This is a genomic window from Fodinibius salipaludis, from assembly GCF_002287075.1.
In the GTDB taxonomy this organism is placed as follows: Bacteria; Bacteroidota; Rhodothermia; order Balneolales; family Balneolaceae; genus Fodinibius; species Fodinibius salipaludis.
The window spans coordinates 1-25,165 of record NZ_NSKE01000008.1 but is presented as its reverse complement, the minus strand read 5'-3'; the positions used below and the strand labels follow the sequence as shown (position 1 = coordinate 25,165).

The following is a 25,165-nucleotide window of genomic DNA, read 5'->3' as shown; positions in this document are numbered from 1 at the left end:
CATCCTATTATCTGTCTGTGGATGCTTAATTTTGTGGGGTTGCAATTTGACCCAATCCCAGCCAGCGGTAAAAGTGGGGGCCCATGTGTTGCTCGACAAACACCTTGGTGAGCTCGAAGACAAACGCGTGGGACTGGTAATGAATCCCACGGCCCGCGTAGGCGGCTCGCATATGCTTGATACGCTCCTTGCTCGTGACATTAACGTTACGGCACTCTTCGCTCCCGAACACGGCTTTCGCGGAGATGTTGGAGCTGGAGAAACCATCGAAGATGGCATTGATCAATCCACTGGCCTGCCTGTTTTTTCGCTCTATGGAAAAACACGTACTCCCAGCCCGGAAATGCTTAAAAAAGTAGATATCCTGCTATTTGATATTCAGGATGTGGGTGCTCGATTCTATACCTACAATGCTACGCTGGGTAATATTATCGAAGCAGCGGCAGCCCAAGATATTCCCGTCTGGATTTTAGATCGTCCCAATCCCGCCGGGGACATTATTTCGGGATGGATGATACAGAACAAACACCGCTCGTTTGTGGGCAAATATCCCATTCCGATGGTGCATGGAATGACGCTCGGTGAATTAGCCAAAATGATGGTGGGCGAACAATGGATTGAAAATGCCGGGCAAGCCACTGTTCGTGTTATTCCCATGGAGGGATGGAATCGCTCCATGAAATGGCCCGAAACAGGCCTGACGTGGATTCCGCCATCCCCCAATCTACCCAGTTTTTATCATGCCTATGTGTATTTGGGAACCGTTCTTTTTGAGGGAACAACAATGTCTGAGGGACGTGGTACCAATGACCCCTTTCTTCGAATTGGTTCACCGGAAACCAAGCTGACGACTTCCCATATTGCAAAGCTTCGTCGGCAATTTTCAGGTGTCAATATCGAGCGGCGCTCTTTTACTCCAAAAGCCATTCCCGGTAAAGCTTCGAACCCCAAATTTGAGGGTGAGCGATGCCATGGTATTGCCATACGAGTGACCAACCCTGATGCATTTAATCCAGTTGTTCTGGGAGCCGAACTTTTGTCCACATTACGTGATGCCACACCGGAAGCTTCGCTCAATGATTATATGCCTAAGCTCAGCGGTATTGATAATTCACTTCTACAAGAGCAGCTAAAAAAGGAGCTGTATCTCAAGAACTGGGAGGAAACAGCTCAAGAATTTAAAGAACAGCGCAGACAATACCTGCTATACGAATAATACTTAGCTCTGCACCTTTCGCTTCCACTCATAACAGAGTAGCGCAGTACTCACTGAAGCATTCAGCGACTCCACATTATTTTCCATAGGGATGCGAAACTTATAATCACAGTGCTCCAATGTTTTTTGGCTAATACCGCTTCCCTCGTTGCCAACAACAAATGCCAGTGGACGATCAACCTCCAAATCCCACAGCCCTTGATCCCCATCCATATCCAAACCACCAATCCAAAATCCTTCATCCTTTAATTTCATAATGGACTGATTAAGATTACCTGCACGTACAATGGGAATACGTCCCGCAGTACCCGCTGATGTCTTATGAACGGTAGCATTTATAGGCGCCTGTCGATGTTTGGGAACCAACACTGCCGAAATTCCTGCCGCCGCAGCTGTCCGAAGCATGGCGCCCAAATTCCCGGGATCCTCAATTTCATCCAACAGCAGAACAGCCGGGTAGTCAGATGTATCAACGGTATCAAGCCAGCTTCCAAAATCCCGATACGATATTTGGCTCATCAGCGCTACTACGCCCTGATCGTTCACACTTCCCACAAGATCATAAAGTTTGGAACCTGGAACGTGCGAAATAGGTATACGATGTTGGGATGCTAATTTAAAAATCTCTGAGAGTTGAGAATCGTGTAGCGAATCACGCACAAAAATCTTTTGCATGCGTTCGGCTTCGTTCGCTAATGCCTCTCTAATAGAATTGCGACCATAAACGTAAATATTTGTATCATTTTCTGACATAATTACTCAAGGAATTGAAATATTAATAATTTCGTTTAATTTATAAGTACTTAACGGCTTACTAACAATCGGGAATACCTATGAAAAACAAGAACCCAAAAGATGATTCATTATCATCCTCGGAATCACTCAATATAAAGGATTCCATACATAATTCTGCCATTTCTCATTATGTAGAACAAACCCATTCACTTTCAACATTCTATATAATTGCTGCGATATTACAGATCTTTCTGGGACTGGCAGTCATTACCATCTCTGTGCTGGGGCTTATACAGCCACACTTGCTATCTATCTCATTAATAATGGTTGCCAGTGTAACAACTATGATTGGTTTTTATCTTCTGTATATTACCGCCGTCAAAAGAAAAAACCGTAATTCTCTGCTACGCAATGCTATGCGGAGGATCATGCAACACAAAAACTAATATGACGGACTTCAACAATTCCGATACACAAGAGCGACTTCAATCTTACCTTACCATACACCTCAAGAAAGACGAACTGTCGCTTCCCGAAAGCGAACAGCTGGATGCACTTCAAAAGAAAAAACGAAATAAGTGGATTCAACTTGCCGTAAATATTGCGGCTATTCTGTTTTTTGGGTACTCCTTTTATTTTGATATAACCCAGCTCGGTCAAACTTTTTTCTATATTATCTTTGCTGTTTTTACGATCAATATGGGACTAATATTCTATCAAAAGAATCAAATTGATGAGCTGCTGGAATTCCTACAATGGAAAATACAGCATGAGAATTAAGTTTCTCTGTCTTATCTTGACTTTTGGTTCTATTGCAACTATTAACTGTCTGGCCCAGCCACATATGACAAAAACCCATAATTTGCCCACGCTTTATAACGATAATGACGACGACTTTATCATTATTGCCCATCGTGGGGCCAGTGCTTACTATCCCGAAAATACCATGATCGCTTTCAAAAAAGCAGTGGAAATGGAAGCGGAGATGATTGAACTGGATGTTATGATGAGCAAGGATGGGGTCCCAATTGTATTTCACGATGCCAAACTTAACCGGCACACCAACGGCAGTAGCTACATCAAACTTTACTCACTCAAAGAACTCAAAAACCTCGATGCGGGTTCTTGGTTTCATCCCAAATTTTCTGATCAAACAATTCCAACACTGGAGGAAGTACTGACTTTTGCCTCGGGGAAAGTTGCCCTCAATATCGAGATTAAAACCGAAGCGGTTTCTAATGACATTGAAAACAGCATAGAGCAAAAAGCACTTCAGCTTGTCAAAAAATATGGAATGAGAAATCACGTACTGTTTTCCAGTTTTGACTACCGGGCGGTTCAACATCTCAAAAAATTGGATCCCGATATACCGGTAGCATTGCTTTACAACAGAAATCAATCACGCAGGTTATTGCCACACCAACTCGTTGAACAATATAATGTAGATGCTTTTAACTGTAGCTATCGACAGCTAAAAAGAAAATGGATGGCTGATCTCAACAAACATAAGATCCCAACTTTTATCTATACCGTGGATAGTAAGAGGCGAATGCAAAAGCTCATTGCGGGTGGCGTTACCGGAATTTTTACCAACAAACCCGATCTTCTGAAATCCGTTGTGCAAAACTATCATCTTAATAGCACCACAGATTAGCACGCTCAATCGGGCTATTTTCCTATCACCTGCAGAAATATTCTGCGATCCCTCGATTTATTATCATGATTTAAGATTACGACCTGCTGCCAAGTTCCCAGCACCGGTTCCCCCTCGTGCAGCGGCACCGTTATTCCCGGTCCCATCATTGTAGCACGCATATGAGAAAACCCATTGTCATCACCCCAGGTTTCACCGTGACGTGTTGTTTGATCGTGTGGAGCAAATTCTTCCAGCTTATCTTTCATATCCTGCACTAAAGCAGGTTCAAATTCGATCGTTGATATTGAAGCCGTGGAACCAATCGGAAAAACATGGATAATTCCCTCCGAAAACCCACTTTCCTCAGCAAATTTCGTTACACGATCCGTAATATTGTTAATATCCGAAAATCCTTCAGCTCCAATCGTTATCTCTTTACTAACTATATCCATATCACTGATTCGTTATATTTTCTTTTAAAAATTTCTGCAGTGCTGTGCGGTACTTTTCGCCTGTTTCCCAAAATCCGGAACCGTGCGAACCTCGCAGTTCTACAAATGTTTTGGGATCATTGGCCGCTTCCAACAGCGTTTGCCCGTGATGATACGGAACAATTTCATCATCCTTGCTGTGGGCCATAAAAAGAGGTGACCGAATCTGTTTAATATTTTCCAATGTGTTATAGTCATAACTTATCATAGATCGTACCGGCAGCCAGGGATACAAATCAGCTCCCAAATCTGCGGCCGAGGTAAATGTGGATTCCAAAATAGTAGCGGCCGGCTGTTTTTGAGCTGCAAGCCACGATGCAACAGCCCCACCCAGCGACCGTCCCATAATTACAATCTGATCGTTTTCTATATCTCTTTTTGATACCAAGTAATTCCAGGCTGCCCGTGCATCTTTATACGTTCCCTGCTCGCTTGGACTTCCCTGACTTTTGCCGTATCCCCTGTAATCAAAAATAAAAACGTTGAGTCCCAAATTGTGCAGGAGTTCAATCGTTTGCAGACGTCCCGAAATATTACCTGCATTGCCGTGGAAATAAAGAACGTTTACATCATGTTCATCTCCAGAAATATACCACCCGTGGAGACTCACCCCATCCTCAGTATCGAAAGTAACATCCTCATATGGCAACCCGACATCCTCAGGGGTATAAGTGATCGATTTTTGAGGATGATAAATCATCTGCGACTGTAGCTGATACATCAAGACAACCAGCAAGAGGTACCCTACAGCAACACTCAAGAGAATCCATAAAAATGACTGCACAATTCGCACAATTGATTAGGTAAATGGAAATTAGTTGATCAAAAGATAACAAAAACTATTCATCCGACCTCAGTGAATAGGTTTGTAATGGATAATGGCGGGCTCCATCAGGATGTAATTTACTCTCATAAAGCACAAATTCACTGACGGAGATATCCGGAATAGCAAACTTTTTATGCTGATTAATAAATGACGTGACCGTTCGTTTCGACGTGTTTTTTGTTCGCCCTATTGTGACGTGCGGTTTATACGATCGGTTTTCAGGAGCAATTCCCATTTTCTCACAGTGGTCCTCCACTTTTTGGTGCAACTCCTGAAGGGTCGTATTTTCTTTAACGCCTGCCCAAACCACTTTGGGTTGCTTACCTTCTGGGAAATATCCAATCCCTGTAATCGTCATCGTAAACGCCGGATGAACAATGTTATCCAGCTCACCCCGCAACTCACTGGGAGTCGTTTTATCAACCTCTCCCACAAATTTTAGGGTTAGGTGCATCTGCTCTTGAGACTGCCATTGCATACCATCAATAGGTTGCCGTAAATCCAGCAACTTTCGTTTTACTCCTTCCCGCAGGGGAATAGCGATAAATAAACGCATAGCAAAGGATTAGTGATAACGAACCTCAAATTCTTCGTATTCCTCATCAGCTTCCTCAACCGTTACATCAATATTATCAACACGGCTGGCTCCCGGCCCCTGCTCACAACGGTTTACCATCTCCCTGATGTGATCCATTGGTCCTGCAAAAACGGCTTCTACACGACCATCGGGCAGATTTTTTACCCATCCGAAAACCCCTACTTCTTCGGCATTCACTTTTGCAAAATGACGAAATCCTACTCCTTGTACTCGTCCTTCGATAAATACATGCGCCTGTTGCATAATTATTATATCTATGCTTTTTATTAAATCGTTAACTCTCAAATGTTTAGTGATTCACGGCTAATGTACTAATCTGAAAGGAAATCTCGAACTTTCACGAATTAAAGTTCTAAAGTTTGTATAATTCCGTCAAACAGATTGTTACAAATTTTGCTCTGAAATAGATTTATTATGACTCTCACGCAACTTTCATATATCATTGCCGTCGATCGTTATCGCCATTTTGCCACTGCTGCAGAAAAATCATATGTCACCCAGCCGACCCTTAGCATGCAGATTCACAAGCTGGAAGACGAACTTGGGGTCACTATTTTTGATCGATCGAAATCTCCGGTCATTCCAACTGAGATAGGCGAAAAAATTATTGCGGAGGCAAAAAAGATCATCAAACAGTCGAAACATATTGAAGATCTCGCCGCTCTTAATGATGATGAACTGCGAGGTACTTTTCGCATCGGAATCATTCCCACGGTTGCCCCTTACCTGCTACCCCTCTTTTTACGTAACTTCCGGAAAAAACATCCTGATGTTCGGCTCATATTCGAAGAGTTGGTAACTGATGAACTCCTCGACCTACTTAACCAAGATCATCTTGATATCGGCATTATTGCCACACCCGCCGATCGCGGAAATATTTTTGAAGAAGACCTGTATTATGAACCCTTTTTGGGCTATGTGTCCGAGGATCATCCGCTTGCCAAAAAAGATCGTCTTTCGGTAGATGATCTGGAAGTAACCAATCTTTGGCTACTCAATGAGGGACATTGCTTTCGCGACCAAACTGTTAAGCTGTGCAAGAAATTCAGAAAAAACAATCTTGATAATCCCAAAATTGAGTTCGAAAGCGGAAACCTGGAAACGCTGAAGCAGTTGGTTGAACAAAACTTTGGAATGACGCTTTTGCCTTACCTTGCCAAAAATCAGATTAATGAACGGTGTGCAAAAGCACATTTACGTGAATTTAATGATCCTGTTCCGCGCCGAAAAGTACGTATCGTATATGGACGCGAATACCTCAAGAAGAATATCATTGAGGCTTTTAAAGAAGAAATAATGTCGTCCATACCCGGGGTACTCAAAAAAGAGGAAGAGGGACTTTTAGTAGAATAGTTTGTCTTTGGCCAGCTATTAATTCTGTCAAATATTGCCTACTTTTGAGGCTTATTTTTTTAACCTCAAAAATAGATAACTGGTTTGGATCATTCCATTCTGCTGTGGTCGATATTCAATGTGTTCATTATTGCGATGCTCATTGTCGACCTCGTTGTACTCCATAAAGAGGATGAGGCAGTCAGCATTAAAGAAGCCCTCTACTGGACGGGCGTTTGGATTGTTCTGGCACTTATTTTTGGCATTGGGGTCTATTACTATATGGGATCCCAGACGGCCCTTGATTACTATACCGGCTACCTGATCGAAAAATCGCTCAGCGTTGACAATATTTTCGTCTTCCTGTTGGTCTTTACCTACTTCAAAGTTCCGGATGAATACCAACACAAGGTACTTTTCTGGGGGATTTTCGGAGCCCTTGTTATGCGCCTGATCTTTATCTTTACAGGGGTGGCACTCATAGAACGTTTCCACTGGATCATTTACGTCTTTGGGGGATTTCTCATTTTTACCGGTATTAAACTGGCTATGGAAAAAGACAAAGAAGTCCATCCTGAACGAAATCCCGTATTAATTTTAGTTCGCCGCTTTTTTCCTACGACCAAGAATTATCATGGGTCTAAATTTTTCATCCGTAAAATGGGTCGGCTTATTGCCACGCCCCTATTCATTGTTTTAGTTGTCATAGAAACTACCGATCTCGTTTTTGCCCTTGACTCCATCCCCGCTATCTTAGCCATAACGCGCGATGAATTTATTATCTATAGCTCCAACGCTTTTGCCATATTGGGACTTCGAGCACTCTACTTTGCCGTCGCTGGCATCATGCGTCTTTTCCACTATCTGCACTATGGACTTTCGCTCATTCTTGTTTTCGTCGGAGTTAAAATGCTGCTTTCAAACTTTTATCACATACCCACTCCTTACGCATTAGCATTTATTGCCGGTGCTCTTGCCCTCTCAATTATTGCTTCCATATTATATCCTAAAGAAGAGGATCCAGTAGAAGCCGAGAATCTCCCAGACGAATAATTCTACATTTATGGATTTGGAAAGCTTTTCAACAAAATGGTTTACCCTTTACTACTCCATACTGGCTATTTGTTTGATTGGAACCGGGGGATATATCATCCTTAAAAAAGATCAGATTGCTAACTATTTAATCGATAAAGCGGATCATAAAAAACCACCCACGCTGTTCATCAGGATCTTAAAATATCTTTTCCTTTTCACTCTTCCCGGGCTCATACTTTCATTTACTCCTTTCTCATGGATTGAACTTCTCTTTACCATTTGGAGCTTATTGGTTGTCTATTTAGCTGGACTTCAACTGGTGCGATGGGAGCAAAGTCGAACGCTCATCAAAAGCACTAAGCAACTGCCCGATATCATTAAAAGAAGCGGTGCCATAATGGTGGCAGTGGGATTTGCGTTATTGCTCTTAGCATACTTTGTAATAACACGTCAAACACCTACATGAATATCACTAAGGCAGGATATCACGGTATTCTGCTCCCGGAACTGAATATCGGGTTTGACTACAGCGGCACCAATACCCGGTACACTTTCATCTCACATGCCCACGCCGATCACATGCCGCGTAACCGTCAAAGCAGCGTCTATTGCACGCTCAATACGCTAAAGCTGATGCAGCGTCGCGGCTTTAAAGGCGATGCCACCGTCTTGGATTTTGGTGATTCAATAGAAACCGACAAAGCACGAATCACGCTCTATCCTGCGGGACATATTCTCGGCTCAGCGATGGTGTATGTAGAATCTGATGAGGGCTCTGTTCTCTATACCGGTGACTACCGCACACCACCGTCTCCCGCTTCAGAAGGATTTTCCATACCCGATCAGGTTGACCATTTTATCACCGAAGCTACCTTTGCGCTGCCTATTTACAAATGGGATTCCCACGAAAGTCTCGGACAGGAAATTCGTTCATTCGCCTCGAACTCCCTTAAAAATGGATACACACCAATATTTTTAGCCTATAATTTAGGCAAAGCACAAGAAGTGATGTATCTGCTGGCCCCGCTGGGACACCAAGTACAAATCCATAGCGCAGGGTATAAACTTTGTGATGTCTACGAAGAAGCTGGTATCAGTCTGGGGAATTATGAACCCTACGACCGCGATACCTGCAAAGGTAAAATCTTGATTACAACACGTTCTGCCCTAAATAATGGCTTCGCTTCCAACATCACAAACAAACGTATCGCCTACTGCTCAGGCTGGGCCACGAGAGAGGCTACGGGGAAACAACTAACAATAAATAAACTCATTCCCCTGTCCGACCATCTCGATTTTTTTGAACTCATTCGTCTATGTGAAGAACTGAATCCTCAAATGGTTCATATTACCCATACACCCAATGCCGATGTCGTTCAACACTATTTGGATGAACGAAATATCGAGTCACGATTTTTAGATATTGAAATCGAAGAAGATGATTAACTATGGCTGAGCACTCTTTCCATCAATTAGCAGAAACTGCACAACAGATTAACGAGACGCGCAGCGCTAATGCGAAGATCTCCTATTGCTCCCAGTACTTTCAGTCACTTGGGAATGAAGAAGATCTGAACCTTGCGGCTCAATTCCTGGGTGAAGGGGCTTTCTCATCTATTTCTGGCAAGCGGGTTACCATAGGCAGTCGCACCTACTCAACTTGTGCCGCTGACTTTTGTGATATTGATTACGAAAAAGTATTTAAGCCTTGCAAAACAGCCCTGGGCAGTGCTTCTGAAGCTATCGAAAAGCTGATGCACAACATCGAAGCGGCCCACAAAAAGCGTGAACCGGCCCAACTAAGTCTTCAAGAGATCGAATCGATTTATGAAGAAATACACAGCGTTTCCTCACGGGCAGATAAGCAGCACATTCTAAGGAATGCCTGGAAACAGATGACACCGGTCGAAATCAAATTCTTCATCCGAATTATGACGCGTGGATCGCTGCGTATCGGCTTTGAAACCAAAAATGTGGTTGCAGCACTGGCAAAAGCTTTTCAAAAGGAAATCGATGAAGTCCGCTATGCTCACATGATTACCGGCAGCATTGGAAAAACGGCCGTGCTCTGTAAAAAGAAAAGGTTGGATCAAGCAAACTTTAGATTATTCCATCCACTGCCCTTTATGCTGGCATCGTCTATTGAAAGTCGTGCTATAAATAATTTAGATGGATATATAGCCGAAGAAAAGTTCGACGGCATGCGGGCCCAAGCTCACGTCAGCGGACAACAGGTCAAATTGTATTCCCGCGACTTCAATGACAGTACCCATTCTTTTCCCGAAATCGTACAGTTTTTCTTAACAAAGGATTTGCCCGATGTCGTCCTTGACGGTGAAATCTGCGTGTATAAAGACAATGAGATCCTTCCCTTTCAACTCCTTCAAAAGAGAATCGGACGTAAAAAGCCAAGCAAAGATATTATAGAACATTATCCGGTCCTATTTATCTCCTATGATCTGCTCTATCATGACGAATATCCCATTTTCGAGAAGAAGCTCTCGGAACGTCGCAATTTGCTCACCAAATTATCGCAAATCCATAATCTGCCGATCACCAATCAATTTGATGTCGAAGACTGTGACCATCTCAATGAATTATTTGAACGTGCTTTGGCCCATGGTAATGAAGGATTAATACTCAAAGAGGTTGACAGTACCTACGAATATGGTCAGCGTCGCAAATCATGGCTTAAAGTTAAAAAACCGGGTGGTACCCTCGATACGGTAATGATGTATGCCCATGCTGATTCCGGAAAACGTCGTGGAAATTATTCTGATTTTACGCTGGGCATCCGAGTTGCAGAAGACGAACGGTACGAGGAAGAGTTTGTTCCTATTGGCAAAGCAAACGGCCGTTACACCGACGACGAAATGAAGCGCCTGAACGAACGCATTAAGGATCTAACCGTCGAAAAATACGGGCCTACTTTAGGACTCATTCCCGAAATTGTAGTTGAGATCGAATTCGATGATATCCAGAAAAACAAACGCACCAAGGCAAATTATTCGTTAAAACTACCTCGCTTTAAAGCTATACGACGGGATTTATCACCGGAAAAGACGGACACCCTTAAAGATGTAGAGCGGATGTATCAACAGAACATTGATAAAGAAAGGTTGAAACAAGAGAAAAATCCATCATTTTATATTAAACAGGAAGATCCTGAAACAAGTACCAGATGAGAAGATTTAAAATAATTTATATCAGTCTAACTTTCTTAACTCCCAACTTACTACTATGAGTATCTGGACACTTAAATCAACCCCGCCGCACGACTGGTTTTTATGCTTAGATATTGACCAGTATTTTGATCACGAACACGATCCCGAGAAAGTTTTTGAAGAAGGGTTTACCCGTCCCATTCCACTGGATGATCGTGATGTTTTAATAACTACTTTTTTTAATGGGGATCCCGAAAACCCCGAGTTTCACTTTGAAAGTCCCGAATCGCTAAGCAAAGACGAAATCAAAGAAGCGAATAAAAGCTTGTCGCGTATCCTCGGCACCAACATCGATCTGCGTCCTTTTTACGAGCAGGCATCCGACGATCCGGTGTTAGGCCCGCTACTCAAAGAGTATTATGGTTTCAAACGCATGGCGCGGGCTAACCTCTTTGAGGATACCGTCAATCGCATCGTCCAGATGCGACTTTCGCATAAACCTACGGCCAAAAAGATGGTCTTTAATGTGCGCAAAAACTATGGCTCACTCATCAATACCGGATCAGAAAATATTCCGGCCTGGCCGCGGCCGCATCAGCTTATTAAGGCCACGCCTATGAGCATCCGGCAGCTCGATCCCGGCCCTACCAAGCGAAAAGGTGAATTTATTATTGGTTTTGCCGAGGATTTACTTTCCGGTGAACAGGATCTGCACCATCTGGAAACGTGTCCACCGAATGAATTTTATGATACGATCTCAAACGTTCGTGGTGTGGGACCCACTTCGGCCCAGCAGCTGATGCTCTTCCGTGAACGTCCCGATGCCGTATTCCCCAGCAACAAAAAGAAAGGCAAAGAAAAAGGTCACCGACGGTGGATTATCTTGAACTACGACGGTGATCCCGATAACACCAGCGAAGAAGAATTCCAGCAGATGATCAAGAACTGGGAGAGCTACGAAGCAGCCGGACTTGAATTCTTATTTATTGACTGGGTAATGAGCGAAAAGGAAAAACAGCAAAACAAATGAGCCATCTGCGAAAACTTATCCGTAATACTGGAATCATCAATCCTTCTGTAAACTTCGCTTCTCAACTCCCTCAAACGTGATAGTGACCGGCTCGATATATCCATCCTCATCGAACGTCATCTTATCGATAGAAGTTACCCGATGATTGGGATCTGTTTCGCCCAGTGGCCGGCGGTGATAAACAATATACCACTCATCTTTCTTTGGGACTTCAATCACGGAATGATGTCCTGCGCCGGTTGCTACGGATGAATCCTGTTCTAAGACCACACCAATCCGTTCAAACGGTCCCATTGGTGAATCAGCCATGGCATACGCCACACGGTAATTCGGACCACCCCATCCACCTTCCGACCACATAAAGTAGTATTTACCGTCCCTGATAAATATAAACGAGCCTTCAACATATCCTTCCGGCGTAATCTCTTTAAATATCGTACCATCCTTGAACGGTTCGAACCCGGTAAAATCGTCGTTGAGCTTAGTGATGTTGCAATGCCCCCAGCCGCCGTAAATCATATAAAACTGTCCATCAGTATCTTCAAATATATACTGATCGATGGGCTGTGCACCATTATGAAATTTACTCAACAACGGTTCACCTAAGTAATCCTTAAACGGACCTCCGGGATCGTCTGAAACACCAATGCCAATTCCACCAACCTGCCCATCCTTCTGAATATCATTTGCGGCAAAAAAGAGAAAATATTTGCCGTCTTTTTTGGTGATGGAGGGAGCCCACATCGCACTATCGGCCCATGCTACGGCAGCCGTATCGATAATTTTCCCATGTTTTTCCCAGTTTACCAAATCTGGAGATGAGAAAGCATCCATTAAAACCTGTTCGTCGTATGGAGCCGAGAACGTGGGAAATATCCAATACTGATCTCCAAATATATTTCCTTCCGGATCGGCATACCATCCTTCAACAACCGGATTTCCTGCTTTTTCATCATCCTGAGCATACAGAGGGACTGCGCACAAGAGTGCAATGCTGACGATTAGGATTCGCTTCATGACCTCCTCATTTAGATCAAAATTTGAAATTAATTACTTTGCCAATTGGCCGTTGGGATACGCCCCTTGCTACCAAAATCAATTAGTAGTAGGATAAACTAACTACCTTTGCCACGACTGGCAAATGGTCCGAATGATCAACGTCATAAATCTGACAATGCAACAGCTCCCAATCTATATTTTTCGACAGCCAAAGGTAATCAATGCTCTCTAACATACCCATCGGATAGCAAAATAAGCCATTTGATGGAATTGGCTTCTTTGGATAAAGAGATTTTTCAACCTTTTTAATGTAGCACCAAACGGGTCACCACCGGCAGATGATCAGAGTAAGGCAATTTGGGGGGTTCTTGTGACAGTATCTCCCATCGTTGGGAAGGGGTGACAAAAACGTAATCAATCCGTCGGGACGGATCGTTTGTGGGATAAGTAAAAGCCGGAGCACCCGCTCCCTCGATAGCGGTATCAACCCAGTACTTCTGCATAATTTGGTAAGCTTCTAAATCTGGCTCAAAGTTAAAATCCCCCGCTAAAATGACAGGTGGTTTGTTCTTTTGCAGGAGGAGTTCATTAACAGCATCCACCTGTTGTTGGCGATTTTCTTTATGCTGGTGATCGAAGTGAGTGGTGGCAAGGATTAACTTTTTTCCTGAATCAGTATCGAAATTAGCAGTAAGCAATACGCGAGGTTCTCCACCTTTCGGATTGGGCAACGTAACTTTTTGCGTACTCATAGGCTTCCGACTCAAGATTGCAATACCATAGCCTCCTCCATCGAAATCAAGAGCTTTACCAAAATTGGCATGCATTCCGGTACGTTCGGCCAAGCTATCTGCCAAACTGAAATAACGTCCCCCATTCAATGTTGCCAACCGATGGGTAGCGCTATCCACTTCTTGCAGCGCAACAAAATCGGGACCTTCATCTGAAATAAAGTCAGCAATATCAGCCAAGGTACTTTCTCCCCTGTTATCAGGATGCTGAGCATTGAAAATATTGTAAGTAATAACTTTCAATGTGTCCTGGGCAATGACTTCTGAAAAGGCTGACAATAAGAATAGCCCTAATAATAACAGGATTCTATTTATTAATTGGCTACTCTTCATCAAACAATTCCTCATCCGGACGAATTTTGATGAGCTTGCGCCATGCTTTATAAAGCAATCCCGACGACACGAGAGCTACAACAGTAATTATCGAAGCCAATATCCACTTTCCATAGATCCAGTAGCCAGTGGCGAAAAGTGCCCCATAAACGGCGATACATCCCAACACCATGCAAAGCAATCCTTGAGGAACGCGCCACGCTTCATCTTCGAGGGGTTCCAGATCTTCTCCCTTTTCTTTAGCACGATTAATCACGTTCTGCCAACCGGGTCCGCCGGGGCGTGCTGCCTCGCAGAAGTTAACAAGTGTTTTATAATCCGTGGGACGCGTCATAAACGTCACCGACAGCCAACCAATGGTAGTTACAATCACTCCAATAATTAGCTCTTGCCATCCGGTCACTTCCGGTAGCCCCGTATGAGCATGGGCAAACTGGAAATATAAAGCAACGGCAAAAGCAATAAACATGGCAGCAATTTCACTCCCCGCGTTAATGCGCCACCAAAACCAGCGCAGGATAAATAAAAGTCCTGTACCGGCACCAATCTGAAGAATTATCTGAAAACTGTCGAGCGCATTTTGTAGTAACAAAGCAAGAGCCCCGGCTACAATCATTAGAATCACGGTAGAAATACGTCCAACTGTAACAAGCTCTTTTTCTGAACTATCGGGGCGTATAAAACGCTTATAAAAATCATTGACTAAATAAGAAGATCCCCAATTTAGATGTGTGGAAATAGTAGACATGTAGGCGGCTGTTAACGATGCAACTACCAGTCCCAGCCAACCCGTAGGAATAAAGGTAAGCATTGCCGGGTATCCCATATCGTGATCTGCTACGCCCGAAGCATCTGGGAAAGCCTCTTTTAAATCAGCAACTTCAGGAAAGACGATAATCGAACACAATCCTACAATAATCCACGGCCAGGGACGCAGAGCATAATGAGCAGCATTAAAAAAGAACACCGCAGCAATGGAGTTATTTTCATCTTTAGCGGCAAACATGCGCTGTGCAATATACCCTCCTCCTCCCGGCTCAGCGCCCGGATAATAAACACTCCACCACTGGATGACCAGCGGGATAATAAAAATACCAATGGCCTGCGAAGGATCAGAAAAGTCGGGTAGGATATTGAGTTTACTTACCACTTCTTTGTGTTCGAGTAATCCGCTTAACCCACCAACCTCGGGATGATTTAATGCCACATAGGCAGCAATCAAACTTCCCCCAAGGGCCAAAAAGAATTGGAAAAAATCAGTAAGCAACACACCGCGCAGTCCACCGAGTGAGCTATAAATAACGGTAACAAGTCCACCAATTACTACGGTTTCAACGGGAGACAATCCCATTAACACACCGCTTATTTTTATCGCTGCCAGTGATACGGTCGCCATCACAACAACATTAAAAATAAAGCCAAGATATACGGCACGAAATCCGCGCAGAAAAGCAGCCATCTTTCCACTGTATCGAAGTTCATAAAACTCGACATCCGTTAATACGCCTGAACGTTTCCAAAGATTAGCATAGACAAAAACGGTGAGCATGCCTGTAAGAAGGAACGCCCACCACACCCAATTACCAGAAACGCCATCCGTTCGTACAATATTAGCAACTAAGTTGGGCGTATCCGTCGAAAAAGTCGTAGCCACCATCGATATTCCCAGCAGCCACCACGGCATATTTTTTCCGGCGGCAAAGAATTGCTCTGAGTTTTTACCGGCCTTGCGCATTACCCATACCCCAATGAGCAATGAAAATAACAGATAGGCTCCAATTATGGCCCAATCGATGGGTGCAAGTATCATAGCTATATTTTGATATTACATTTTGTCCTCTGAAAGAACTCTAACAAACGTAATTTTATTGAGATGCTCAACGGTTTTTTATCAATAAATAAAAAAGCCTCGCCCCATAATTGGGACGAGGCTTTAAATCGTCTTATGAAAGACGGTTTATCAAGAACGAATGGCTTACATCATGCCACCCATTCCGCCCATTCCTCCGGGCATTCCGCCTCCCATACCGCCGCCGGGCATTCCACCGCCGCCAGCAGGTCCGTCATCATCATCGTCACCTTCAGAAGGCTTGTCAGAGATGAGGGCTTCGGTTGTCAGCATTAAGCCGGCAACAGAAGCAGCATTTTCAAGAGCAGTGCGTGTTACTTTAGTAGGATCGATTACGCCTGCTTCGATAAGGTCTTCATACTGCTCGGTTCGAGCGTTGTATCCAAAGCCATCTTCACCTTCAAGGACTTTCTGCACAACGATTGAACCTTCAGCACCGGCATTGTTGGCAATAATTCGAAGTGGCTCTTCAAGCGCACGACGAACAATATTGAAACCAACTTCCTGATCCGGTACATCAGCTTCTAACTCATCCAGTACTTTGCGTGCACGGAGCAGCGCAACGCCACCACCAGCTACAATACCTTCTTCAACAGCGGCACGAGTAGCATGGAGTGCATCTTCAACACGGGCTTTCTTCTCTTTCATTTCTACTTCAGAAGCAGCACCAATATTGAGTACTGCAACACCGCCGCTCAATTTAGCGAGACGCTCTTGCAGTTTTTCACGATCATAATCAGAAGTACTGGACTCAATCTGTCCTTTAATCTGATTTACGCGTGCTTGGATGTCATCATCTTTTCCTTGGCCGCCAACCAGCGTAGTATCATCTTTAGTGATGTTTACACGATCAGCAGTACCTAAGAAATCAAGCGTAGCATTTTCGAGCTTGTAACCACGCTCTTCAGAAACAACGGTACCATCAGTCAAGATCGCGATGTCTTCCAACATCTGCTTACGACGATCGCCAAATCCGGGCGCTTTAACAGCTGCAATCTTAAGTGAGCCACGCAGCTTGTTAACAACCAATGTAGCCAGCGCTTCGCCTTCAATATCTTCGGCGATGATAAGCAGCGGCTTACCGGTTTGAATAACTTTTTCAAGGATAGGAAGAAGATCTTTCATATTACTGATCTTACTGTCAAAGATCAGGATATAAGGTTCTTCCATCTCTGCGACCATATTTTCGGAATCGGTCACGAAATAGGGTGACAGATATCCGCGGTCGAACTGCATACCTTCTACAGTTTCGAGATAGGTTTCGGTACCTTTGGCTTCCTCAACAGTGATAACACCGTCTTGACCAACTTTTTCCATTGCATCCGCAATGTTTTGACCAATTTCTGCATCACCGTTGGCAGAGATAGTACCAATTTGCTTAATACTTTCGAGGCTATCACCAACAGGTTGACTCGTTTTACGAAGCTCTTCGACAATTGCTTTAACGGCAATATCGATACCTCGCTTCAATTCCATCGGATTAGCACCGGCCGTGACATTTTTCAGCCCCGTTTGAATGATGGACTGAGCAAGAACGGTAGCCGTCGTTGTTCCGTCACCAGCATTATCACTGGTTTTGGAAGCAACTTCTTTTACCATTTGAGCGCCCATGTTTTGTCGTTTGTTGGACAGCTCAATTTCTTTTGCTACAGTAACACCATCTTTTGTAACTGTTGGTGCACCAAATGATTTTTCGATTACTACGTTTCGTCCACGCGGCCCCAAGGTGACCTTGACAGCATTCGCAAGCTTGTCAACGCCCTGCTTGAGAGCATCGCGCGCTTCCATATCGTAATGAACTAATTTTGCAGACATAATTGCCTATTTAATTTTTTTGAGTTTTTGTTTAAAAAATGTTGAAAGAATTGCGTTAGTCAACGATTCCAAGAATGTCGGATTCTCTCATAATCAGATACTCTTCACCATCCAGCGTAACTTCAGTGCCAGAATACTTTCCATAAAGCACTTTGTCGCCTTCCGCTACCGACATATCAATCTTGGTTCCGTTTTCAACCTTACCAGGACCTGCAGCAACTACAGTTCCTTCCTGAGGTTTTTCTTTTGCAGAATCGGGAATAATAATTCCGGATTCAGTCTTCTCTTCCGCAGGTGCTGGCTGAACCAGAACACGATCGCTTAACGGTTTAATTTTAGATTTAGCCATAAGTATGACTCCTAATTTTAGTTATTAGTTGAAATTTAAAATTCTTGAATCCAGCAATATTGCTGTTAATACTTTTAAAAATCTCTGTTTGAAATCACATCAATTTCAACAGGGTTATAGGTGAGCAAGTACCATACCAAACTTTAAGAGAAATATATTTTTATCGCTCAACCGGCGTCAAAAGTCTTAAAATCGCCAAATAGCAATTGTTTTAATTTCGACAGGTCAAACACTAAAAAAGGGAGGTCGAAATTTCAGGTCAAAATGCCATCTTCTACAAGTTGTGCTGTCAACTTTTCATATTCTGAAGGTTCCCATGCCTCTGCCCGTTTGTCAAAATCGAATCCTTTGGGCTGGTTATCTTTACTGACTACTGGCTTCAGAGAATTGCTTAACTTTTTTCGGCGCTGGTTAAAGGCAGTTCGAACCACCGTCTTTAGATTTTGATCTGAACAGTTTAGTGCTCCTTTATCGAAGGTCAACTTTACAATAGCACTTTCCACATTGGGCTGCGGACTAAAACAATGTCGGGATACCGGGAACAGAATTTCGGGTGTACACATCAACTGCGTTTGTACACTTAATATTCCGTAATCCTTCGTCCGAATGTCAGACACTAATCGCTCAGCCACCTCTTTTTGCATCATCAATAGCGCATCAGCCACCAGGTGACGATCCTCAAGAAGAGAAAACAAGATCTGGCTGGTAATATAATAGGGAAGGTTTCCAACCACATGTGTTTTCTCTTTTCCGATAGATAGCGCTTCCCAATCAACATCTAACACATTTTCGTGATGGATTTCCAAGTCATCAAATTTATGCTCCAACACTTCTATCGCCCGCTGATCTAATTCAACAGCAACGACATCCTCAAAACGATTCAGCAGTGCACCTGTCAACGCTCCCGTACCAGGACCAATTTCGATAACACGTTCTCCCTCTTTGGCAGGAATAGCATCGGCAATTTTAGTAATAATATTTTCATCCGTTAAAAAATGCTGTCCTAAACTCTTCTTTGGTCGTATACTCATCTATATGATATGAATTAAGAATGTAGAATTAATAATTAGGAATTGTAACTGTTCAGTCTTAAATCCTAATTCGTAATTCCTAATTTTTAGCAAAACCCTGCGGGTCTAAATAAAATATTTAAGCTTTAATTGTCTTTTTGCTTAGCGTCAACAGGTAGATTAAATTAACCGTTAATACTTATTCCCAATACAACTTCATATGGATATTAATCCCCTGGAAACAGAACAAATTGGAATTCAGACGCTGGAAAAGCGCCTGATGAAATCGGAATCCAATATCTCCCTAAAGATAGGGGTACCAAAGGAAGTCTCCAATGATGAGCGCCGAATTTGTTTAACCCCGGGTGGTGCTTCGGTATTGATAGCCAACGGGCATGAAGTTTTTATTGAGCAGGATGCCGGTGCCGAAGCTAACTTCACTGATCAGGAATTTGCCGACGCCGGCGCTGAGATTGCTTTTAGTATCGACGAGGTGTATAAAAAGTCTGATATGATTGTAAAGGTGGCCCCACCGTCAGAATCTGAACTCGAGCTTCTGGAGCAAGACCAAACGCTCCTTTCTGCTCTACACCTGGGCAACACTACCGAAGAATTTCTTGATCTTTTGATCAATAAGAACATTACAGCCATTGGTTTTGAGTTTATCAAAGGAGACGATAAAGAGTTCCCCATTGTTCGGATGATGCACGAAATAACCGGTTCGATGTCGGTACAAATTGGGGCGCACTACCTGGAAAAAACCGAAGGGGGACAAGGTATTATGCTGGGTGGTATTTCGGGCATTCCACCTGCCACGGTTGTGATCTTAGGTGCCGGCATTACGGCTGAATATGCAGCGCGAACAGCTTTGGGATACGGTGCACAGGTATTTGTAATGGATAACGATCTGGCGCGGCTCCGTCATCTCGAAAATGCCCTTGACCGACGCATCATTACAGCCACCGCGAATTACCAATACCTGTCATCAGCATTGCAATATGCCGATGTAGTAATCGGTGCCGCCGTGTTTGAAGGCGAACGTGCGCCCTGTCTTGTCACCGAGCCTATGGTAGCTTCCATGAAACCTGGCAGCGTTATCGTGGATACTGTAATTGACCAAGGCGGTTGTATTGCCACCAGCAGCGCTACCACTCATTCAACGCCTACATTTATGGCGCATGATGTGATTCACTATTGCGTTCCCAATATTCCATCGAATGTTGCCCGCACTGCTACCTATGCCCTTAATAATGTAATCGTCCCCTACCTTTTGGCTATTGGTGATGCGGGAGGAATTCGAGAATGCCTGTGGACAAATACAGCACTGCGCAACGGTACTTACGTTTATAAAAAACATCTCACCAAAAAATCACTTTCTAAAATTTTCGATATGCCCTACCGTGAAATTGAGATGCTTATTGCCAGCCAAATTTAACCTTTAATTTTCCCATGCATTTAAACAAATCTGCAAAAATTGTTCTTGGGATTATAACGTTCCTTCCCCTGTTATTTACAATCAGCATTCTGGGATTTATCATTTTCAACTTTTTCTCGATGTTCTTTTCGCAGGAGCCGCAAATACCCATGATGTTGTTTTCCTATCTAAGCTATATCCTTCCCTACTTATTCGTCATTATTCTTCTTACCCTGGGATTATTCGTTTTTTACATCGTCCACCTTATTCAAAACTCTTTTTTAGACACTGAAAAACGAATTTTGTGGATCGTTGTCGTGTTTCTTCTTTATGGATTTGCAATACCCATTTACTGGTATATTCATATCTGGAAAAGGAACACTGCCGAAGCAATCAAAGCTGATGAACTGACAAACAAACACTATGAACCAGGAACTCAGTCCCAAGAATTTTAAGCGCATCAGCATCATTAACTGGATGCTAAGCGTACCATTTTTTATTCTTTTTGCCTGGCCCTACTGGTACCTTGCCAACTTATCCGGCATTGAGCAATTCATCATTTACACAGGATGTTGCCTTTTTTCCATCCCCTTTATGATTACCATTCTTCACGGACATGTAACCATGGCGCTGGGCGAAGCACATCGGCACCACTACTATGATTGGTTGGCTGATCAACCACTTACATACGGCTTATTTTTTCACCCTGTTATGATGCGCACCCGATTTCGCCTTATCCTTTTGGTTGCAAGTATTTTACTCTTCATTATTGGGTTTGTCCTCACTATATAAAAAGGACACACCAACCTAATGGTGTGCCCCTGTAATATTTCTGAATGATATTGAGGATCAGTAAGCAGTTCCTCCTATAATTTCTTCTACTACGCTGGGATCGAGCAACGTTGAGGTATCGCCAATATCATCTGTTTCTCCGGCCGCAATTTTCCGCAAAATACGACGCATAATTTTTCCGGATCGCGTCTTCGGCAATCCATCAACAATCTGAATTTTATCCGGTTTGGCAATCGGACTAATTATTTTGGAAACCAAATCATCGACTTCCTTTTTAAACGTTTCCGGTTCCGAAACACCATCGTCACATGTCATGAAGGCAAAAATACCTTCCCCTTTAACTTCATGCGGATATCCTACAATAGCGGCTTCTACCACTTTGGGATGTTCGTCAATGGCATTCTCTATTTCGGCCGTTCCCAGCCGGTGACCAGAAACATTAAGCACGTCATCAACACGACCGGTAATGCGGTAATAGCCGTCCTCATCACGGCGACAACCATCACCCGTAAAATAATATCCGGGATAATCCTCAAAATAGGTTTCCATATAGCGCTCCTGGTTTCCCCATATTCCACGTGTCATCCCCGGCCACGATTGCTTAATCACTAAATTACCTTGTACGCCATTCTCCCTAATTTCCTTTCCATCGGCGTCCATCAACGCCGGTTCAACTCCGGGCAATGGCAGTGTAGCAAATCCGGGCTTCGTCGGGGTTACGCCGGCAAGCGGTGAAATCATAATACCACCCGTTTCCGTTTGCCACCAGGTATCTACAATCGGACATTTCCCATTCCCAATCTTATCGTGATACCAGTGCCAAGCCTCTTCGTTAATAGGTTCCCCCACCGACCCAAGCACTTCGAGCGAGCTTAAATCGTACTTGTTTACATACTCAATATCCTCCTTCATCAGCGCGCGGATAGCTGTAGGCGACGTATAGAAGTGTGTTACATTATATTTTTCACACACCTCCCACAGACGACCGGGATCAGGATAGGTCGGCGTACCCTCGAAAATGATACCGGTTGCACCATTCAGCAGCGGACCGTATAAAATGTAGGAGTGCCCTGTAATCCATCCCGCATCAGCTGTACACCAATAAACGGAATCTTCCTCAACCTGGAACACATTACGAAAGGTATAACTTGTGTACACCATATACCCCCCGCAGGTATGCACCTGCCCTTTCGGTTTGCCAGTTGATCCCGAAGTGTAGAGAATAAAAAGCGGATCTTCTGCATCCATCTCTACGGCTTCATGCTCTTTGGATGCATTTCGAATCAACAGGTGCCACCATTCATCACGTCCTTCAACCCAATTGATATCGCGATTGGTTCGCTGGCACACGATCATTTTTTCAACTGTAGGACATTCTTCAAGTGCTTCATCAGAAATATCTTTAAGGGGCACATGTTTTTCCCCACGACGAAGTCCGTCATTAGTAATAAGCATTTTAGCATCACAATCCTGGATACGTTCGGCCAGCGACTGGGCAGAAAAGCCGGCAAATACAATAGAGTGTACCGCCCCAATACGAGCACAGGCCAGTGCTGCGATCATTAGCTCCGGCGTCATTGCCATATATATGGCCACGCGGTCGCCCTTTTCAATTCCTTTGTTTTCGAGCACATTGGCAAAACGGCAGACATCCTCATGCAGCTGTCGATACGTAATCGTCCGTCGAAAAGAATCAGGGTGATTCGGCTCAAAGATAAATGCTGTTTTATTACCGATGGTATTCAGATGGCGATCCAGGCAATTTTCGGTAATATTCAGCTTGCCACCTTCGAACCACTTTACATTTCCATCCTCAAAACTGCCGCTATGCGTTTTATCCCATCGCTCACGCCAATAAAACGTTCCCGCCTCGTGTTCCCAAAATTTTTCAGGATTTTCGATACTATCGTTATAGACCTCTTTGTACTCTTCAAACGAATCAATATTTAACCACATAGCAATTGAATTTTAGTTGGAAATATTCTTTTCTCACAGACAACCATATTTTAAATAATTTAAGCAGATAATCAAGTCAGTTGAAGAAACAAATTATCTTAACGTTATTTCTATTAATAATTCTTGCCTGATTTGAAATAAACAAGATTTCCATCTTAAATGAAAAGCGGCGACTATCAATATGATTAGCTAATATTTTAGTCTATGGGGATGGAAACCATTTGATAACCAACAAAATTTCACCAGCCTTCTGTTAAATTTGCAGAAATCCATACTCAATTTGAGGGGAAGCAAAACATATATGGATGGAACTCACAAAAATACACTTTTTGGATACCCTACTGGCGCCACTTGCGTTTAAAGCAATGATGCAGTCGGCTTAGAATACGTGATTTTTTCGTCCGTACATTTGCTCCACTAATATCAAAATGAGCACTGGCCTCTTTGGTAGTTGCATCGGGTTTATCAATAAAATACTCAATAAAAGTACGTGATTTCTCCCGGAGCTCATTCAGGCAGGCCTCCAAGATAGCCTGGCGATCCTTATCCATTAGATTTTGAAACTGCTCGGCGGGATCTACCAAATGATCCTGATGATCTTCAACGGGATTATTAAATCGATGCTGTTCTTTGGAAAGACGAAAATACTCGTGCCGGCAAGCCCGAATCATGTAACTGAATATATATTTCTCCTCCCGGATATTGTCTTTCTTTATCTGTTCATAGACATTAAGAAATGCTTGCTGGGTACACTCCTCGGCATCTTTTTCATCGGCGTTAAGCACGACCTGCAAGTAATCTTTGAGTCTGTGCATTACTTCTTCCAGCAGCTCGTTGGCCTCACCTTCTCTATCCTGCTGAAGAGCATATACTAATTCCGAATAATCAACTCTGGAGTTACTCAACGTAGTCTATAAACCTAAATTAGCTGACTAATTCATCACTAAATGAATAAATGAAGCCATCCGTAGTAATTCTGCTTTCTAATATATAACTATTGAATGGGCAAACAAATATTAGAATACAATTCTATAATAGAATTAAAGTGATTTTAAATTATTTAAAATATTATTTATCTAAATATTAATAATTCTTGTAACATATTGTTGTTTATTACTCTTGTAATCTTGAAATAAATATAATCGAAAATAGAAATTTAAATTATAATAGAAATTTGTTACAAAATAATTTTATACAATACAGCTTATAGACAAAGCTTTTTTTGTAACAAAACAAACTTTGATTACTCTTGTAATCAACTATGAGTATACCCTGAATATACAATTATGGCTTTTCGGGGATACACTCAAATCAAAACGTTACAATTTTAATTTAAACTCAAAAATCAGGAATCAGTTATGAAATCTCTCTCTCACAAACTTCTCGCTATCATTTTCAGCATTGCCTTGTTCACCGGCTGCGCCTCGGTCACCGACCCCGGCCTCGACGCCCAGGAGCAATCTGACATCGAGCAGCCTGCGCAAGTTGATAATCCTGACTTCGATTCTGAGCAACAAATGAGTCCTATTGTCGATCGGCCCGAATAACTCTCCTCAACCTTAATACGTACTCTCTTTTTAAAATTCTAAAACTCCCTCTATTATTATGAAATCTCTCTCTCACAAACTTCTCGCTATCATTTTCAGCATTGCCTTGTTCACCGGCTGCGCCTCGGTCACCGACCCCGGCCTCGACGCCCAGGAGCAATCTGACATCGAGCAGCCTGCGCAAGTTGATAATCCTGACTTCGATTCTGAGCAACAAATGAGTCCTATTGTCGATCGGCCCGAATAA

General features: G+C 43.2%; 27 protein-coding genes. 14 read left to right on the top strand and 13 right to left on the bottom strand.

Features of this window, described 5'->3' with window-relative positions; all coding sequences use genetic code 11:
• Positions 1 to 46 precede the first annotated feature (46 nt).
• Positions 47 to 1,216, top strand: a complete 1,170-nt coding sequence (locus CK503_RS11535; RefSeq protein WP_176466300.1) for an exo-beta-N-acetylmuramidase NamZ family protein — start codon at positions 47 to 49, stop codon at positions 1,214 to 1,216.
• Positions 1,217 to 1,219: 3 nt separating this feature from the next.
• Here CK503_RS11535 and rlmB read toward each other — a convergent pair whose 3' ends face one another.
• Positions 1,220 to 1,969, bottom strand: coding sequence for a 23S rRNA (guanosine(2251)-2'-O)-methyltransferase RlmB (rlmB, locus tag CK503_RS11530; RefSeq protein WP_095606975.1), 750 nt, complete (start codon positions 1,967 to 1,969; stop codon positions 1,220 to 1,222).
• Between the two features lie 80 nt (positions 1,970 to 2,049).
• Here rlmB and CK503_RS11525 point away from each other — a divergent pair, with 80 nt between their 5' ends.
• Genes CK503_RS11525 through CK503_RS11515 form a run of 3 tightly spaced genes read left to right on the top strand, consistent with a single transcriptional unit; the run spans position 2,050 to position 3,605 of the window.
• Positions 2,050 to 2,397, top strand: a complete 348-nt coding sequence (locus tag CK503_RS11525) for a hypothetical protein (protein ID WP_095606974.1) — start codon at positions 2,050 to 2,052, stop codon at positions 2,395 to 2,397.
• 1 nt (position 2,398) lies between these two features.
• Positions 2,399 to 2,731 carry a hypothetical protein gene (locus CK503_RS11520; RefSeq protein ID WP_095606973.1) on the top strand — a complete coding sequence of 111 codons (333 nt, stop codon included), beginning with the start codon at positions 2,399 to 2,401 and terminating at the stop codon, positions 2,729 to 2,731.
• A complete protein-coding gene (locus CK503_RS11515; RefSeq protein ID WP_255233401.1) occupies positions 2,721 to 3,605 on the top strand; it encodes a glycerophosphodiester phosphodiesterase in 885 nt (294 codons plus the stop codon). The genes CK503_RS11520 and CK503_RS11515 overlap by 11 nt, the downstream gene beginning before the upstream one ends.
• A 14-nt stretch (positions 3,606 to 3,619) precedes the next feature.
• Here the strand turns inward: CK503_RS11515 and CK503_RS11510 are convergent, their stop codons facing one another.
• The 4 genes from CK503_RS11510 to CK503_RS11495 are packed head-to-tail and all read right to left on the bottom strand — an operon-like array spanning position 3,620 to position 5,745.
• Positions 3,620 to 4,039, bottom strand: a complete 420-nt coding sequence (locus CK503_RS11510; RefSeq protein WP_095606972.1) for a secondary thiamine-phosphate synthase enzyme YjbQ — start codon at positions 4,037 to 4,039, stop codon at positions 3,620 to 3,622.
• Position 4,040: 1 nt separating this feature from the next.
• On the bottom strand, positions 4,041 to 4,862 hold the full coding sequence (locus CK503_RS11505; protein WP_217988408.1) for an alpha/beta hydrolase: 822 nt from the start codon (positions 4,860 to 4,862) through the stop codon (positions 4,041 to 4,043).
• 55 nt (positions 4,863 to 4,917) lie between these two features.
• On the bottom strand, positions 4,918 to 5,460 hold the full coding sequence (gene thpR / locus CK503_RS11500; RefSeq protein WP_095606971.1) for an RNA 2',3'-cyclic phosphodiesterase: 543 nt from the start codon (positions 5,458 to 5,460) through the stop codon (positions 4,918 to 4,920).
• 9 nt (positions 5,461 to 5,469) lie between these two features.
• The gene (locus CK503_RS11495; RefSeq protein ID WP_095606970.1) at positions 5,470 to 5,745 is read right to left on the bottom strand and encodes an acylphosphatase; all 276 of its coding nucleotides are present in this window, start codon (positions 5,743 to 5,745) and stop codon (positions 5,470 to 5,472) included.
• A 171-nt stretch (positions 5,746 to 5,916) separates the two neighbouring features.
• Between CK503_RS11495 and CK503_RS11490 the strand changes: the two genes are divergently transcribed.
• The 6 genes from CK503_RS11490 (at position 5,917) to CK503_RS11465 (ending at position 12,063) form a co-directional block, all read left to right on the top strand.
• The gene (locus tag CK503_RS11490; RefSeq protein WP_095606969.1) at positions 5,917 to 6,855 is read left to right on the top strand and encodes a hydrogen peroxide-inducible genes activator; all 939 of its coding nucleotides are present in this window, start codon (positions 5,917 to 5,919) and stop codon (positions 6,853 to 6,855) included.
• Positions 6,856 to 6,939: 84 nt separating this feature from the next.
• A complete protein-coding gene (locus CK503_RS11485) occupies positions 6,940 to 7,887 on the top strand; it encodes a TerC family protein (protein WP_095606968.1) in 948 nt (315 codons plus the stop codon).
• Between the two features lie 10 nt (positions 7,888 to 7,897).
• Complete coding sequence (locus CK503_RS11480; protein ID WP_095606967.1) at positions 7,898 to 8,335, top strand: hypothetical protein; 438 nt, start codon at positions 7,898 to 7,900, stop codon at positions 8,333 to 8,335.
• Positions 8,332 to 9,315, top strand: a complete 984-nt coding sequence (locus CK503_RS11475) for an MBL fold metallo-hydrolase (RefSeq protein WP_095606966.1) — start codon at positions 8,332 to 8,334, stop codon at positions 9,313 to 9,315. Before CK503_RS11480 ends, CK503_RS11475 begins: the two co-directional genes overlap by 4 nt.
• A gap of 2 nt (positions 9,316 to 9,317) precedes the next feature.
• The gene (locus CK503_RS11470; RefSeq protein ID WP_095606965.1) at positions 9,318 to 11,054 is read left to right on the top strand and encodes an ATP-dependent DNA ligase; all 1,737 of its coding nucleotides are present in this window, start codon (positions 9,318 to 9,320) and stop codon (positions 11,052 to 11,054) included.
• Positions 11,055 to 11,109: 55 nt separating this feature from the next.
• On the top strand, positions 11,110 to 12,063 hold the full coding sequence (locus CK503_RS11465; RefSeq protein WP_095606964.1) for a DNA-3-methyladenine glycosylase family protein: 954 nt from the start codon (positions 11,110 to 11,112) through the stop codon (positions 12,061 to 12,063).
• A 36-nt stretch (positions 12,064 to 12,099) separates the two neighbouring features.
• Here the strand turns inward: CK503_RS11465 and CK503_RS11460 are convergent, their stop codons facing one another.
• The 6 genes from CK503_RS11460 to rsmA form a co-directional block, all read right to left on the bottom strand.
• The gene (locus CK503_RS11460) at positions 12,100 to 13,080 is read right to left on the bottom strand and encodes a glycoside hydrolase family 43 protein (protein WP_095606963.1); all 981 of its coding nucleotides are present in this window, start codon (positions 13,078 to 13,080) and stop codon (positions 12,100 to 12,102) included.
• Positions 13,081 to 13,367: 287 nt separating this feature from the next.
• A complete protein-coding gene (locus CK503_RS11455) occupies positions 13,368 to 14,132 on the bottom strand; it encodes an endonuclease/exonuclease/phosphatase family protein (protein WP_176466299.1) in 765 nt (254 codons plus the stop codon).
• A 43-nt stretch (positions 14,133 to 14,175) separates the two neighbouring features.
• Positions 14,176 to 15,996, bottom strand: a complete 1,821-nt coding sequence (locus CK503_RS11450; protein WP_095606961.1) for a sodium:solute symporter family protein — start codon at positions 15,994 to 15,996, stop codon at positions 14,176 to 14,178.
• Positions 15,997 to 16,161: 165 nt separating this feature from the next.
• The gene (gene groL, locus CK503_RS11445; protein WP_095606960.1) at positions 16,162 to 17,850 is read right to left on the bottom strand and encodes a chaperonin GroEL; all 1,689 of its coding nucleotides are present in this window, start codon (positions 17,848 to 17,850) and stop codon (positions 16,162 to 16,164) included.
• A 55-nt stretch (positions 17,851 to 17,905) separates the two neighbouring features.
• Positions 17,906 to 18,199: a co-chaperone GroES gene (gene groES / locus CK503_RS11440; RefSeq protein WP_095606959.1), complete on the bottom strand. Its 294-nt coding sequence runs from the start codon at positions 18,197 to 18,199 to the stop codon at positions 17,906 to 17,908.
• 254 nt (positions 18,200 to 18,453) lie between these two features.
• Positions 18,454 to 19,230 carry a 16S rRNA (adenine(1518)-N(6)/adenine(1519)-N(6))-dimethyltransferase RsmA gene (rsmA, locus tag CK503_RS11435; protein WP_095606958.1) on the bottom strand — a complete coding sequence of 259 codons (777 nt, stop codon included), beginning with the start codon at positions 19,228 to 19,230 and terminating at the stop codon, positions 18,454 to 18,456.
• Positions 19,231 to 19,429: 199 nt separating this feature from the next.
• Between rsmA and CK503_RS11430 the strand changes: the two genes are divergently transcribed.
• Entirely contained in the window at positions 19,430 to 20,644 is a 1,215-nt protein-coding gene (locus CK503_RS11430) for an alanine dehydrogenase (protein ID WP_095606957.1), read from the top strand.
• A gap of 402 nt (positions 20,645 to 21,046) precedes the next feature.
• Positions 21,047 to 21,415, top strand: coding sequence for a hypothetical protein (locus CK503_RS11420; RefSeq protein WP_095606955.1), 369 nt, complete (start codon positions 21,047 to 21,049; stop codon positions 21,413 to 21,415).
• A 57-nt stretch (positions 21,416 to 21,472) separates the two neighbouring features.
• Here the strand turns inward: CK503_RS11420 and acs are convergent, their stop codons facing one another.
• Both acs and CK503_RS11410 read right to left on the bottom strand, forming a co-directional pair.
• Complete coding sequence (gene acs, locus CK503_RS11415) at positions 21,473 to 23,371, bottom strand: acetate--CoA ligase (protein ID WP_095606954.1); 1,899 nt, start codon at positions 23,369 to 23,371, stop codon at positions 21,473 to 21,475.
• 338 nt (positions 23,372 to 23,709) lie between these two features.
• On the bottom strand, positions 23,710 to 24,276 hold the full coding sequence (locus CK503_RS11410; protein ID WP_095606953.1) for an RNA polymerase sigma factor: 567 nt from the start codon (positions 24,274 to 24,276) through the stop codon (positions 23,710 to 23,712).
• Between the two features lie 453 nt (positions 24,277 to 24,729).
• Between CK503_RS11410 and CK503_RS11405 the strand changes: the two genes are divergently transcribed.
• Both CK503_RS11405 and CK503_RS11400 read left to right on the top strand, forming a co-directional pair.
• Positions 24,730 to 24,918 (top strand): hypothetical protein, encoded by a 189-nt coding sequence (locus tag CK503_RS11405; protein ID WP_095606952.1) that lies wholly within the window; start codon positions 24,730 to 24,732, stop codon positions 24,916 to 24,918.
• A gap of 58 nt (positions 24,919 to 24,976) precedes the next feature.
• Positions 24,977 to 25,165: a hypothetical protein gene (locus CK503_RS11400; RefSeq protein WP_095606952.1), complete on the top strand. Its 189-nt coding sequence runs from the start codon at positions 24,977 to 24,979 to the stop codon at positions 25,163 to 25,165.

Excerpts from the sequence above, each read along its gene's own strand:
- rlmB (WP_095606975.1), bottom strand. The coding sequence starts at position 1,969 with ATGTCAGAAAATGATACAAATATTTACGTTTATGGTCGCAATTCTATT.
- CK503_RS11525 (WP_095606974.1), top strand. The coding sequence starts at position 2,050 with ATGAAAAACAAGAACCCAAAAGATGATTCATTATCATCCTCGGAATCA.
- CK503_RS11520 (WP_095606973.1), top strand. The coding sequence starts at position 2,399 with ATGACGGACTTCAACAATTCCGATACACAAGAGCGACTTCAATCTTAC.
- CK503_RS11515 (WP_255233401.1), top strand. The coding sequence starts at position 2,721 with ATGAGAATTAAGTTTCTCTGTCTTATCTTGACTTTTGGTTCTATTGCA.
- CK503_RS11510 (WP_095606972.1), bottom strand. The coding sequence starts at position 4,039 with ATGGATATAGTTAGTAAAGAGATAACGATTGGAGCTGAAGGATTTTCG.
- thpR (WP_095606971.1), bottom strand. The coding sequence starts at position 5,460 with ATGCGTTTATTTATCGCTATTCCCCTGCGGGAAGGAGTAAAACGAAAG.
- CK503_RS11495 (WP_095606970.1), bottom strand. The coding sequence starts at position 5,745 with ATGCAACAGGCGCATGTATTTATCGAAGGACGAGTACAAGGAGTAGGA.
- CK503_RS11490 (WP_095606969.1), top strand. The coding sequence starts at position 5,917 with ATGACTCTCACGCAACTTTCATATATCATTGCCGTCGATCGTTATCGC.
- CK503_RS11480 (WP_095606967.1), top strand. The coding sequence starts at position 7,898 with ATGGATTTGGAAAGCTTTTCAACAAAATGGTTTACCCTTTACTACTCC.
- CK503_RS11475 (WP_095606966.1), top strand. The coding sequence starts at position 8,332 with ATGAATATCACTAAGGCAGGATATCACGGTATTCTGCTCCCGGAACTG.
- CK503_RS11470 (WP_095606965.1), top strand. The coding sequence starts at position 9,318 with ATGGCTGAGCACTCTTTCCATCAATTAGCAGAAACTGCACAACAGATT.
- CK503_RS11465 (WP_095606964.1), top strand. The coding sequence starts at position 11,110 with ATGAGTATCTGGACACTTAAATCAACCCCGCCGCACGACTGGTTTTTA.
- CK503_RS11460 (WP_095606963.1), bottom strand. The coding sequence starts at position 13,080 with ATGAAGCGAATCCTAATCGTCAGCATTGCACTCTTGTGCGCAGTCCCT.
- CK503_RS11450 (WP_095606961.1), bottom strand. The coding sequence starts at position 15,996 with ATGATACTTGCACCCATCGATTGGGCCATAATTGGAGCCTATCTGTTA.
- groL (WP_095606960.1), bottom strand. The coding sequence starts at position 17,850 with ATGTCTGCAAAATTAGTTCATTACGATATGGAAGCGCGCGATGCTCTC.
- groES (WP_095606959.1), bottom strand. The coding sequence starts at position 18,199 with ATGGCTAAATCTAAAATTAAACCGTTAAGCGATCGTGTTCTGGTTCAG.
- rsmA (WP_095606958.1), bottom strand. The coding sequence starts at position 19,230 with ATGAGTATACGACCAAAGAAGAGTTTAGGACAGCATTTTTTAACGGAT.
- CK503_RS11430 (WP_095606957.1), top strand. The coding sequence starts at position 19,430 with ATGGATATTAATCCCCTGGAAACAGAACAAATTGGAATTCAGACGCTG.
- CK503_RS11420 (WP_095606955.1), top strand. The coding sequence starts at position 21,047 with ATGAACCAGGAACTCAGTCCCAAGAATTTTAAGCGCATCAGCATCATT.
- acs (WP_095606954.1), bottom strand. The coding sequence starts at position 23,371 with ATGTGGTTAAATATTGATTCGTTTGAAGAGTACAAAGAGGTCTATAAC.
- CK503_RS11405 (WP_095606952.1), top strand. The coding sequence starts at position 24,730 with ATGAAATCTCTCTCTCACAAACTTCTCGCTATCATTTTCAGCATTGCC.
- CK503_RS11400 (WP_095606952.1), top strand. The coding sequence starts at position 24,977 with ATGAAATCTCTCTCTCACAAACTTCTCGCTATCATTTTCAGCATTGCC.